This window comes from Pedobacter jeongneungensis, from assembly GCF_039538295.1.
Classification (GTDB): domain Bacteria; phylum Bacteroidota; class Bacteroidia; order Sphingobacteriales; family Sphingobacteriaceae; genus Pedobacter; species Pedobacter jeongneungensis.
The window spans coordinates 349,524-361,889 of record NZ_BAABBY010000002.1 but is presented as its reverse complement, the minus strand read 5'-3'; the positions used below and the strand labels follow the sequence as shown (position 1 = coordinate 361,889).

Sequence of the window (12,366 nt, the reverse complement as noted above, 5' to 3'; positions counted from 1 at the left end):
GACCTGGTAAGGAAATCTACTGTCTCATATCTCGCGTCTCAAATCTATCTATAGGTTAAAATATTTAATATAGGTATCCAGATCCTTGTCGCCACGGCCTGAAAGGCAAACGACTACATTTTCGCCGCCTTTAAATTCCATTTTTTCTAAGTAAGCCAGGGCATGTGCACTTTCGATGGCAGGAATAATTCCTTCCAGTTGAGTACAAAGCAAACCAGCATCTAAACTTTCTTCGTCGGTAATAGAAACATATTGTCCGCGGCCGGTTTTAAACAAATGCGCATGTTGTGGACCAATGCCCGGATAATCTAATCCGGCTGAAACCGAATGCGGTTCAACTACCTGCCCGTCTGGTGTTTGCATTAAAATACTTCTGCTGCCGTGTAAAACACCTTCTTTACCCAGATAAGTAGTCGCGGCAGAAAATCCGCTCGATACGCCTTTTCCAGCTGCTTCAACGGCAATGAGTTTAACATTCTCATCATCCATAAAATGATAGAACATTCCCATGGCGTTACTTCCACCGCCAACGCAGGCCAGAACATAATCAGGCTGGTCGCTTCCGGTTTGTTCCAATAATTGTTTTTTGGTTTCTTCGGAGATGATCGATTGAAAAATCGCCACCATATCAGGGTAAGGGTGTGGGCCAACCACCGAACCGATGATATAATGTGTATCAACCGGGTTATTGATCCAATCGCGCATCGCCTCGTTAGTAGCGTCTTTTAAGGTTTTACTACCAGAACTTGCCGGAACAACCTTTGCTCCCAGCATCTTCATGCGGGCCACGTTTGGTGCCTGACGTTCGATATCGACCTCTCCCATGTAAATTACACACTCAAGATTGCGTAAAGCACAAACCGTTGCCGTGGCTACCCCATGCTGCCCAGCACCTGTTTCGGCGATAATCCTTTTTTTACCCAGTTTTTCGGCCAATAAAATCTGTCCGATGGTATTGTTGATCTTATGTGCCCCGGTATGGTTTAAATCTTCCCTTTTTAAGAAAATATTGACACCATATCGCTCCGAGTATCTTTTGGCAAGATATAAAGGCGAAGGACGCCCAACGTAATCTTTTAATAATTGATGAAATTCTTTTTGAAAACCGGCATCATCAATAATCTTTAAATAGTTTTGACGCAATTCTTCTACGTTTGGATAGAGCATTTCGGGAATGTAGGCACCGCCAAAATCTCCGTAATATCCTTTTTCGTTTACTTTGTATTTCATATTTCTTTTCTTTTCCCCCTTGGTTGAAACCAGGGGTTATGAATAACAACTTATTTATTCATTTCTTTAATAAATGCTTTAATTTTTTCTGCATCCTTCAGGCCAGGTTCGGTTTCGAAACGGCTGTTGATATCGAGTGCATATAAACGTTCGTCGTTTATGTTTTTTATAGCAGCGGCATGTTCTAAATCAATTCCACCGCTTAAAAAATAGGGTTTGGTGTGAGTATATCGGTCTAAAACAGACCAGTTAAATGTTTTTCCGGATCCGCCATGTATTTTCGTTTTGGTATCAAAAAGAAAATAATCCACCGCATCTAAATAAGGTTCTAAAGCTGAAAAACCGAAATCTTCATCTATTCCAAAAGCTTTAATTACTTCAAGAACAGGAAATGTTGATTTTAGTTCCGCACAATATTCAGGAGACTCACCTCCATGTAACTGAACTGCTTTCAGCTTTAATAAGTGTACCCTTTCCTTTACTTTTTCTAAGTCTTCATTGACGAAAACACCTACAGTTTTAATTTCTGAGGGAATATATTTAATCAATTCCGCAGAAACCTCACTGATTACCCTTGGCGTTTTTTCATAAAAAATAAAACCCATGTAATCCGGCTGCAATTCAGCAACCGCAGCAATATTCGCTGCCAAACGCATTCCGCAAACTTTTAATTTTAACATGCCAGTAAGTTTTTGAAACTGTTTAATGCTTTTTTACCCATTAACGAGTCTTCTGCTTCGTAATAACAATCAGCAAAAGACAGCTCAGGTTTTATGGTTTTAATGGCCAGTGCCGAATTGCACAGCACCACATTGTTCTGTACATCGGTAGCTTCGCCGTTAAGTACATCCATAAATATTTTGGCTGATGATTCTACTGTATCACCACCTTTAATGGCATTAACATCCACTTTTTCGAAACCCATATCATCAAGCGTTAAAATCTGCTCCCCCCTGTTGCTAAAAGTTTTCACATCGCAGGTTAACGAAATCTCGTCGTAGCCTTCCAAAGCGTGAACAATGGTGTAACTTTTATCGGTATCCTGATATAAATAAGCATATAAACGCGCCAGTTCCAGACTGAAAACACCTACCATCTGGTATTTTGGCTGTCCGGGATTAACCATCGGCCCCAACATATTGAAAAACGTTTTCACGCCCAGTTCCTTACGGATCGGTGCAACAATTTTCATCGCCGGATTAAACAGAGGAGCATGCAGAAAACAGATCCCCGCTTTATCCAGGTTGCGTTTTAAAGTGTCTTCATCATTGGTAAAGGTGTAGCCTAAATATTCCATCACATTCGATGATCCGCAACCGGATGAAACGCCATAATTACCATGTTTAGCCACCGGATGACCGGCACCTGCCACTACGAAAGACGATAAGGTAGAAATATTGAAAGTGTCCTTTCCATCGCCTCCGGTACCACAAAGATCAATCAGATCGTAACCAGATAAGTCTGTTTTTACACACATATCCAGCATCGCATCTCGGAAACCCTGTAATTCCTGCACGGTAATATTGCGCATGGCATAAGCGGTAATAAAAGCGGCAATCTGCGAAGAATTGAAAGCACCTTCTGATATGGAGATCAGGATATTTTTCGCCTCTTCCCTGCTAAAGCTCTTGTTCTCGAATAAATGGTTTAATATTTTTTTCATGTTTATTGCCAATATTATTTAACCACAGATGAAAAGGATGAAAACGGATAAAAATCTGTGTGTATCTGTGCTCATCTGTGGCTCCTTTTTCATTTATCTTGTTTTGCGCCATGGTTTGTGTCGCCACAAACCATTTGTGTTTATTCCGGTTCGTGGAGACACGAACCGTGGCGCATAAAAAAAGGATTGCTTTTTGGGCAATCCTCTTCGTTCTGTTTAAAATATTTTAAAATATATAACAATAGAATTTGCCTAACGAATTTCGTTATGCCACCACCAATTGTTATTTAAGTTTTTAATTATCATGTTTGTATAAAGCAAATATTGATATAGTTTTTTAATATTCCAAAATCTTTCTAAAAATATATGTCTTTCTTTAAAAGAAAAGTACAGTTTAATGATGATTTGGGGTTCGGATCCAATCCGGTAACCAAAAATCAGCGTATGCTAAATCCCGATGGTTCAGCAAATATCGAACGTACGGGTTTGCCATGGTTTAAGTTTGATGATACCTATACCCGTTTGGTTACCATGAGCTGGACGCGGTTTTTCTTCGTTATATTACTTGCCTACCTCGTGGTAAATACCATTTTCGCAGTTTTATATAATTTAATCGGTATCGAAAACCTCGATGGTGCTAAAGGAGTAACCCTCCGCGATCAGTTTTTTGATGCCTTTTTCTTTTCGGCACAAACCATTTCTACGGTAGGTTATGGCCATATTTCGCCGCAGGGTTTTATTACCAGCGTATTGGCCGCTTTCGAAAGCATGCTGGGTTTACTGGCATTTGCACTGGCCACAGGCTTGCTGTATGGCCGTTTCAGCCGACCTACGTCTAAGGTGAGTTTTAGTAAAAAGATGGTGATCGCTCCTTACGAAAATGGTCATGGGTTGATGTGCCGTCTGGTTAATTTACGGCGCAACCAGCTTATCGAGGTGGAGGTACAGATGGTGATGTCGTATAACGAAACCGTTGATGGTAAACATGTACGGAGGTTTTATCCTTTGGCTTTAGAACGCGATAAGATCGGTATTTTATCTTTAAACTGGACACTGGTGCATGCCATTACCGAAGATAGCCCGTTTTACGAAAAATCGTTAACAGAACTGCAACAGGCGGAGGTCGAAATTTTTGTGATGTTAAAAGCTTTCGATGATACCTTTTCGCAAACGATCCATACCAGAACGAGTTATCAGGACGAAGAAATAGAAATGGACGCCAAGTTTGATAAAATGTATTACCATAACGAAGAAGGCAAAATGGTGATGGATTATAGTAAGCTGGATAAGGTAACGCCAACAGTGTAAAGGTTTTCTGTTTTTGAAAAGGTTTGAGTTTTTTAGGAAAGCTTTATTTTTTTAGGAAAGCAAGGTTCTGTGCTAATCTGTTGCGATAGTCCCGCCATTCGCTACAATCTTTTTGTGGTGCTGTCATCCCTGAGGCACGAAGGATCTGTTCATAGCTTGCAGATGCCTCGTACCTCAGCGTGACAGTCTATTCAAGGTTGCTGCAAACAAAAAGGATTTTCGCTGCTACCGGGTTTAGGTGGGTTGTGTTGGTGCAATGAATAGAACCACCCCGCCTTGCAGGCACCCCTCCAAAGGAGGGGAATTGCCCCTCTTAGTTTCTATGCGATTTGTATTCCCCTCTCCCAGAGGGGTGTCCGCAGGACGGGGTGTTAATTATGCCCTATAAATTCCACAATATCTTTATACAACTGATTTCCACCAAAAATCATCTGGCTGATCATCGGAACATGGCTTTTGCCTTTAATCTCCTTTATTTCGACAGGAACATGGTTCGCTTTAAGCTTTTCGTATAACCTTGGTGTTTGCAATTTAATGGCGCCATAAGTTTTACTACCGTAAAAAAGCAGATGCGGATTTTTGATATTGTTTACATAATCCAGCGGCGAAGCCACTTTCCAAACCGCCGGCTGATCGGTAAAAGTCCTGATGAAATCGAAATAAAAATGATCTTTTTCGGCTGTGGTTAAATATTCTTGCATATCCAAACCAAAGGGATCGTTCAGGATTACGCCTTTGATTGGGTTTTTAATTCCGGCTTTTTTAAAATATTTAGGATCAGCATTGATCAGTTCGCCCAGGTGTGCTCCGGCCGAATGTCCCATAACAAAGATCTTGTCAGGGCTGGCAGTATAATCGGCAATATGTTCCTGAACCCATTTTACAGCTAAAGCACAATCATCGGCCATTTTTTCGTACTGAACATTTGGTGCCAAAGGATAATTGATGATTATGGTAACAACGCCTTTCCGAGCGAAATTTCTGCCCAGCCACCAATACGTTTCCTTTTTTCCACTACTCCACGAACCACCGTGAATAAAAATTAAAACAGGTTTATTTTTAACGCTATCGTTTTTGTAAAAAATATTCAGCGTATTGGCCTCATCGGTATTGCCTGCGTAATTGATGTTTTTTACTTTTTTAACCTGTGCAGAAGAAAGTATCGTTTGAAATAGGAGCATCAATAAAACAAGGTATTTGTACATAAACAAGGTTTTCATCTCAGCTTAAATAAACGAAATTGTTGAGGTGGTGGATTTTTGGAATAGGACAGCCCGCTTGATCGTCATTTCGAGCGAAGTGCAACGCAGTCGAGAACCCGAAGGCTCTGCGAAGCAAAATCTATCTCGAGGTAGATCTCTCTCCCGAATATTTGGGACGTTTCGGTCGAGATGACGACTTTTTATTAAACCTTAAGCCTTAATCAACGGATTCTTTTCTTTCGCAAACAAATCAAATACTTTTTTATCTACAAAAGCCGGGAAAAGTTTATTCATCCAAACGGCTAACTTGCCTTGTCCGGTCATGATGAGGGTGCGTTTACGTTGTTCGATCCCATCGGCGATAATGCTGGCCACTTCTTCTGACGACATCATTTTACCTTCGTCCATACTGGTTTCGCCATGCGCAGCGCCATCTTTAGATAAAGCGGTAACACGGATGTTGGAAGCGGTAAAACCAGGACAGGCCAACAGCACATTTACGCCGGTTTTTAACAATTCGGTACGCAAAGATTCGAGAAAGCCGTTCATTGCAAATTTAGATGCCGAATAACCTGTTCTGCCCGGTAAACCACGGTAACCGGCAATTGATGAAACGCCAACAATAGTTCCTTTAGTTTTTAAAATCTCAGGCAAGGCATATTTGGTACAATAAACCGTTCCCCAGAAATTTACATCCATCAGGTTTTTAAGCACTGATAAATCCAGGTCGTTAAACAGGGCACGCATCGATAATCCGGCATTATTAACCAAAATATCAATCTGTTGAAACGAAACTAAAGCTTGTTTAATAATCAGTTCGCAATCCGCTTCTTTACTCACATCGGCCTGAACCGCTACCGCCCTGATGTTATATTTTTTCTCCAGTTCAGCAGTGATTTCGCAAAGGGTTACATATTGACGTGCAGCTAAAACCAGATCGGCACCGCGTTTTGCAAATTCTTCGGCACAGGCTTTTCCAATTCCGCTAGAAGCTCCGGTGATGATGATTACTTTATTTTTTAGGTTCATTTGTAGTAGTGAGGTTTGAGTAACAGTATTGAGTAGTGAGTATCAAGTAGTGAGTAGCGAGTATTGAGTATTGAGTAACAAGTATTAAGATTTGATATCGCTAGGGTTATATTGTGATTATTTCATCATTGCGGTTTCGTAAGGTACGCGGGTAATGATCGATCTGCCCAGCGTAATTTCATCTGTATATTCCAGTTCTCCGCCAAAGGCAATTCCGCGGGCAATGGTGGTTACTGGTACATTAAATTCTTTTAGCCTTTTGTACAGATAAAACAAGGTGGTATCGCCTTCCATGTTCGGGCTTAAAGCTAAAATCACTTCTTTAATGCCACCGTGTACCATTCTGGCCACCAATCCATCAATAAACAAATCAGAAGGGCCGATGCCATCCATTGGAGAAATTAATCCACCCAAAACATGGTACACTCCGAAATATTGTCCGGTGTTTTCGATCGCCATTACATCGCGGGTATCTTCTACTACACAAATGGTTTCTTTATCGCGTTTAATTGAGGTACAGATTTCGCACACGGCATAATCAGAAATATTATGGCAGGTGCTGCAATGTTTAATCTGCTGTTTTAACCTGATAAAGGTATTGCCAAACTGATTCACCTCCTCCTGTTCTTTGTTTAAAAGATGTAAAACCAAACGCAAAGCCGTTTTTTGCCCTACACCAGGAAGTTTCGAGAATTCGTTTACCGCATCTTCGAGCAGTTTGGATGAAAAATTCATGGTACAAAAATAGGTAAAATGGTTCATTGGTTCAATAGTCATTAGTGAAAGGGTTAAGCGGTTAATTGTTTAAATTGGTTAACTGAAAATTGCATATGCTTTAGTAGTTCATGAGTCATTCGTTTATTAGTAACTGTCAAATACCAGCTAAAAATTGGTTCATTGATCATTGTATATTGGTCATTGGTTATTGTTAATCGCTTACTGGTTCATTGATTCCTCCATTACCCATCATACATTTTCCATTTCTAAATCATTAAGAAGTTAAGAACATTAAGACTTATAGAGGATGGCTATTGATCATTGTATATTGATTATTTGTTATTGGTCACTTTGACTTTGGACCGCGGACTTCCGACTTCGGACTCAAGAATATTGCTTGATTTGATAGTTTTCTTTACATTTATCAGCTTAATACGAAACTATGTCCCCAACCATTCTCTTATGCTTTCTAATCGGTTACTTTTTACTGCTGATCATTATTTCATTTGTAACCTCAAAAAACTCATCCGATAATTCGGCTTTCTTTGTTGCCAACCGGAATTCTAAATGGTACCTGGTTGCTTTTGGGATGATTGGCACGGCGCTTTCGGGTGTTACTTTTATATCCGTTCCGGGTGAGGTTGGCGCACCCAGCGGAAACCAGTTTCAGTATTTTCAGTTTGTGCTCGGCAATGCAGTTGGTTTTATCATTATTGCCACCGTTTTGCTCCCGCTTTATTATAGAATGAACCTTACGTCGATTTACAGTTATATTGAAAGACGATTAGGCCATTATAGCTATAAAACCGCAGCCTCTATTTTTTTACTAAGCCGCACACTGGGTTCAGCCACCAGATTGTATTTGGTAGTAATTGTTTTACAGCGTTTTATATTTGATAATTATGGCATTCCGTTCTGGTTAACGGTATTGATTTCGTTAGCGCTGATCTGGTCGTACACTTTTAAAGGCGGTTTAAAAACCATCATTATTACGGATACCTTACAGACGTTTTTCCTGGTTTTATCGGTTTTCCTTACGATTTATTTCATCTGCAACAGCTTAAACTTCAGCATTCCACAGGCATTTGAAACGGTAAAAAACAGCAGTTATTCTAAAATATTCTTTTTAGATGATTTCCTGACCAACAAATTCTATTTCAGTAAACAGTTTATCGGTGGTATTTTTGTAACCATCGCCATGACGGGTTTAGATCAGGATTTAATGCAGAAAAACCTGAGCATGGGTACCATTAAGGAAGCACAGAAAAACATGTTTACGTTTACAGGGGTATTTGTAATCCTAAATGTATTCTTTCTAAGTGTAGGTGCTTTATTATACATTTTCGCTACAAAAAACGGCATCGATATTCCTTTGGATCACATTACCGGTAAACCAAGAACAGATTTACTATTTCCCGAAATTGCTTTAAATAATCTGGGCGCCATACCGGCCATTATTTTTATGCTGGGTTTAACTGCTGCCACTTTTGCCACTACCGATTCGGCACTTACAGCTTTAACCACGTCGTTTTGTGTCGACTTTCTAGGGATGGATAAAGCAGAAAATGTAAATGCAAAAGATGCTGTAAAAAAGCGTCACACCGTACACGTAGCGTTTTCTATTCTGATGTTTTTAGTGATCATCGTCATTAATGCATTTAACAGTTCGTCGGTAGTGAGTTTAATTTTTACCATTGCCTCTTACACCTACGGACCGCTTTTAGGGCTTTACAGTTTTGGATTATTTGTCAAAAAACGCGGACTTCATGATAAATTAGTGCCGATAGTTTGCTTATTATCACCTTTTTTATGTTACTTGCTTGCAACGAACTCGACCACTTTATTGGGCGGTTACGTTTTTAGTGTCGAACTGATTTTAATTAACGGTTTAATCACATTTATAGGCTTGTTGTTCATCAGCAAAAAAACTGATGCGCAAACCAAATTTTAATATTAGAATAACAGTATATGACGAGTGAAGAAAAAATTAGAAGTGCTTTCGAAAACAAAGACTGGCAGGAAATTAAAGTAACCGATTCCTGGCAAATTTTTAAAATCATGGCCGAATTTGTAGATGGCTTTGAAAAACTGGCTAAAATTGGCCCATGTGTAACCATTTACGGATCTGCCCGTACGGCCCAAACACACCGATATTATCAATTGGCAGAACAATGCGGTAAATTATTAACCGATCGCGGTTATGGCGTAATTACTGGCGGTGGTCCGGGTATTATGGAGGCCGGTAATAAAGGCGCGCATACTAATGGCGGTAAATCGGTGGGTTTAAACATTGAGCTACCTTTTGAGCAGTTCCACAATAAATACATCGATCATAATAAATTACTGGAGTTTGATTATTTCTTTGTGCGCAAAGTAATGTTCATGAAATATAGTCAGGGTTTTGTGGTTTTACCAGGTGGTTTTGGCACCATGGATGAGCTTTTCGAAGCTTTAACCTTAATCCAGACCGGAAAAATTGCACGTTTCCCAATTGTATTGGTTGGTGTTGATTATTGGGGCGGGTTAATTGACTGGATTAAAGGCACCATGCTGCAAAAAGAACACAATATCCACGAAGAAGATTTAAACCTTTTCAGATTGGTAGATACGGCAGAGGAAGCTGCTGAGCATATTTTCCGTTTCTACGATAAGTATGTACTTAAACCGAATTTCTAGATTGGTTTAATCGTTCATTTGCAATTGCTTTATAGTCCTTTGTGGATGGTTAATTGTTTATCCTTCGACTACGATCAGGATGACAGAAATGATCAAACTGAGAATTGCAAATTGATAATTGAACTTTGATAATTGGTCATTTATAAAAAAAGTGCTTACAAACAATAAGCACTTTTTTTATTCCTTTTAAGGTGTAACTGTAACAATTCCAAGCCACTTCCATCTAAAATGAAACGCAATTAATATGTCGAAATTTATCAATTGGAGAAGTAACTGGCTCAGCGGTGATTTTCAGCTTTTCACAGATGGTGTTCAAAAAGGTATAATTTCTTTCAGTAGCTGGAGAAGCGATGCAGAAAGTATGTTTGAAGATAAAAACTATTTTTTCTCAAATGTGGGTTTCTGGCAGTCACAAACCAATGTAATCGACAGGAAAACCCATGAAGTGGTTGCAATTATCACTTACGATAGCTGGAAATCGAAGGCGGTAATCAGCTTAAAATCAGGCGAGCAGTACGAATGGAGATCAACTGGTATATGGAAATCGCAGTTTACCGTAAGCAATTATAAAGATGAGCATATTATGTACAGCTCGAATAGCAATACCGGAACAATATCTTCTGATACAGATAATGAATTATTGATTGTTGCGGGTTTATTCATCAAACACATTTACAATAAACGTGTTGTTGTACTTGTTGCTTGCTTTATGCCCATTATAATGATATCAATTAACCGTCATTAAAAAATAAATTAAATCCTTTTGTGAGATGGAACAGGTATTGAATTGGAGAAAAGGTTTATTTGATAGTAATTATCAGGTAATTAATAATGGCTATTTAAAATTTTCGCTGAATTTTGGTTCGTGGAAAAATACGGCCATCGCCACTACACAGGCGGGAATTTACCTGTTAAAAAGTGAAGGTTTTTCTAAACCTGAAACCAAAATCATTGATAATAAAAATACGGTTTTAGCTGTAATTACTTACGATTGGCTGGGTTTTAAAGCAAGAATTGAATTTGCCTCTGGCGAAACTTTCGACTGGAGCTATCAAAACAGCTGGTTAAGCCGCTGGTCGTTAAATAACCATAAAGACAAACAGATTCTTTTTAACGCCTCAGCAGGAAATGGATTGATCCATACCAATGTGGATGACGATATGCTGGTTTTGACAGGGCTTTTTATCCGTGAATACTATTCGAGGTTACTTTTTGGACTTATCGTCTTTATATGCTGCATGCTGACTTTTAAAAGTATTTTTTAATTCATCAACGACCGTCATCCCGACTGAAGCGCAGCGGAATGGAGAGATTTACATCCATTAGCACCCAACTCGGGCTTAGCGTCACGCAAAATAATTTATCGAATATCGTAGCGAGACGCTACGACTAGAAGAGAGGACGACCGGATTACCCCAAAATCTCTTGAATCTTTTCCGTTGGTCTGGCGATAACGGCTTTATTTTCAGCAATTACAATTGGTCTTTCGATTAAAATGGGATGAGCAATCATGGCATCAATCCATTCTTCATCATTTAAATTTTTTCCTTTATAATTTTCGGTAAAAATTTTTTCACCTTTACGGATCAGTTCCAAAGGCTTAATGCCCAGTTTAGCGATAATTTCTTTCAGTTCAGCTTTATCGGGAGGTGTTTCGAGGTAATAAACGACTTCGAAATCTTTTCCTCTTTTTTCCAGTTCTACTAAAGCATTACGGCTTTTTGTACAGCGATTATTATGGTAAATTGTGATCATTCAGCAAAATATTAAAGTCCGCTTACACCCCCACTCACTACCAGTTTCATGGCGTCGGCAGCAGTCATGTTTAAATCGGTAACTTGATCTCTTTTTACAATGCAAAGCTGACCTGCGAAGGAGTAAGAGAGTGGGAAATATACCGCTACTTCATCAGGGAGATTGAGTTTATGCAGGTCATTCTGTGTTAAAAAACCAATTTTTTTTAATCCCCCTTCCACTTCTACCAGTACAGGGTGATTAAATTTTTTCTCGTCGCCTACAAAAGCTTCTGTTAAATCTTTTATGGAGGAATAAATAAAGTTCAGAAGCGGCAACCGTTGCATCATCCGCTGGAACCAATTGTACATTGGCTCGGTTACCAAATTGGTTACAAAAATACCTGCAAGTAAGATAATCGTTAAAACCGTTAATAATCCTAAACCCGGGATGTTGCGGCTTTCTCCTGTTCGTGGATTTACGCCTAAAATATTATTTACGTTTAACCAGCTATCAACAGTTGTAACTGCCCAAACTACAATAAAAATACTCACGGCAATGGGCACAACAATTAATAAACCTTTAATCAAATAGTTTAAAATAGCTTTCCCGACTTTATTCATGGTGCAAAATTAACATTTTTTAGTTATAAGTGTTTATTGGTCATTAGTCATTTGTTCATTTGTGTAGGGTGCATGCCTTTGCAATCGGTTATAATGAAGTAGTTCATTCGTCATTAATTCATTTGTATAGGGTGCATATTTTAGCAATTACTGGTTACTGCTGTCTATGAACTATCAACTATTG

At 39.2% G+C, this 12,366-nt stretch carries 13 protein-coding genes; 5 read left to right on the top strand and 8 right to left on the bottom strand.

The window, feature by feature from the left end:
* Positions 1–48: 48 nt before the first annotated feature.
* Genes trpB through trpD form a run of 3 tightly spaced genes read right to left on the bottom strand, consistent with a single transcriptional unit; the run spans position 49 to position 2,893 of the window.
* Entirely contained in the window at positions 49–1,230 is a 1,182-nt protein-coding gene (gene trpB / locus ABD769_RS05290) for a tryptophan synthase subunit beta (protein WP_344849995.1), read from the bottom strand.
* Between the two features lie 50 nt (positions 1,231–1,280).
* A complete protein-coding gene (locus ABD769_RS05285) occupies positions 1,281–1,910 on the bottom strand; it encodes a phosphoribosylanthranilate isomerase (RefSeq protein ID WP_344849994.1) in 630 nt (209 codons plus the stop codon).
* On the bottom strand, positions 1,904–2,893 hold the full coding sequence (trpD, locus tag ABD769_RS05280) for an anthranilate phosphoribosyltransferase (RefSeq protein WP_344849993.1): 990 nt from the start codon (positions 2,891–2,893) through the stop codon (positions 1,904–1,906). Before trpD ends, ABD769_RS05285 begins: the two co-directional genes overlap by 7 nt.
* A 366-nt stretch (positions 2,894–3,259) precedes the next feature.
* Here trpD and ABD769_RS05275 point away from each other — a divergent pair, with 366 nt between their 5' ends.
* Entirely contained in the window at positions 3,260–4,201 is a 942-nt protein-coding gene (locus tag ABD769_RS05275) for an ion channel (protein ID WP_344849992.1), read from the top strand.
* 371 nt (positions 4,202–4,572) lie between these two features.
* Here ABD769_RS05275 and ABD769_RS05270 read toward each other — a convergent pair whose 3' ends face one another.
* The 3 genes from ABD769_RS05270 to recR form a co-directional block, all read right to left on the bottom strand.
* Positions 4,573–5,421 carry an alpha/beta hydrolase gene (locus ABD769_RS05270; RefSeq protein WP_344849991.1) on the bottom strand — a complete coding sequence of 283 codons (849 nt, stop codon included), beginning with the start codon at positions 5,419–5,421 and terminating at the stop codon, positions 4,573–4,575.
* Between the two features lie 192 nt (positions 5,422–5,613).
* Complete coding sequence (locus ABD769_RS05265; RefSeq protein ID WP_344849990.1) at positions 5,614–6,432, bottom strand: SDR family oxidoreductase; 819 nt, start codon at positions 6,430–6,432, stop codon at positions 5,614–5,616.
* 117 nt (positions 6,433–6,549) lie between these two features.
* Positions 6,550–7,167, bottom strand: a complete 618-nt coding sequence (recR, locus tag ABD769_RS05260) for a recombination mediator RecR (protein ID WP_344850280.1) — start codon at positions 7,165–7,167, stop codon at positions 6,550–6,552.
* Positions 7,168–7,591: 424 nt separating this feature from the next.
* Here recR and ABD769_RS05255 point away from each other — a divergent pair, with 424 nt between their 5' ends.
* The 4 genes from ABD769_RS05255 (at position 7,592) to ABD769_RS05240 (ending at position 11,090) form a co-directional block, all read left to right on the top strand.
* Positions 7,592–9,100 carry a sodium:solute symporter gene (locus ABD769_RS05255; RefSeq protein WP_344849989.1) on the top strand — a complete coding sequence of 503 codons (1,509 nt, stop codon included), beginning with the start codon at positions 7,592–7,594 and terminating at the stop codon, positions 9,098–9,100.
* A gap of 17 nt (positions 9,101–9,117) precedes the next feature.
* Positions 9,118–9,825, top strand: a complete 708-nt coding sequence (locus ABD769_RS05250) for an LOG family protein (RefSeq protein WP_029278019.1) — start codon at positions 9,118–9,120, stop codon at positions 9,823–9,825.
* A gap of 244 nt (positions 9,826–10,069) precedes the next feature.
* The gene (locus ABD769_RS05245) at positions 10,070–10,570 is read left to right on the top strand and encodes a hypothetical protein (protein WP_344849986.1); all 501 of its coding nucleotides are present in this window, start codon (positions 10,070–10,072) and stop codon (positions 10,568–10,570) included.
* A gap of 25 nt (positions 10,571–10,595) precedes the next feature.
* Positions 10,596–11,090 (top strand): hypothetical protein, encoded by a 495-nt coding sequence (locus ABD769_RS05240; RefSeq protein WP_344849985.1) that lies wholly within the window; start codon positions 10,596–10,598, stop codon positions 11,088–11,090.
* A gap of 145 nt (positions 11,091–11,235) precedes the next feature.
* Here ABD769_RS05240 and arsC read toward each other — a convergent pair whose 3' ends face one another.
* Both arsC and ABD769_RS05230 read right to left on the bottom strand, forming a co-directional pair.
* Positions 11,236–11,580, bottom strand: a complete 345-nt coding sequence (gene arsC / locus ABD769_RS05235) for an arsenate reductase (glutaredoxin) (RefSeq protein WP_344849984.1) — start codon at positions 11,578–11,580, stop codon at positions 11,236–11,238.
* A gap of 11 nt (positions 11,581–11,591) precedes the next feature.
* Positions 11,592–12,182 (bottom strand): DUF502 domain-containing protein, encoded by a 591-nt coding sequence (locus ABD769_RS05230; protein WP_344849982.1) that lies wholly within the window; start codon positions 12,180–12,182, stop codon positions 11,592–11,594.
* Positions 12,183–12,366: the final 184 nt, after the last annotated feature.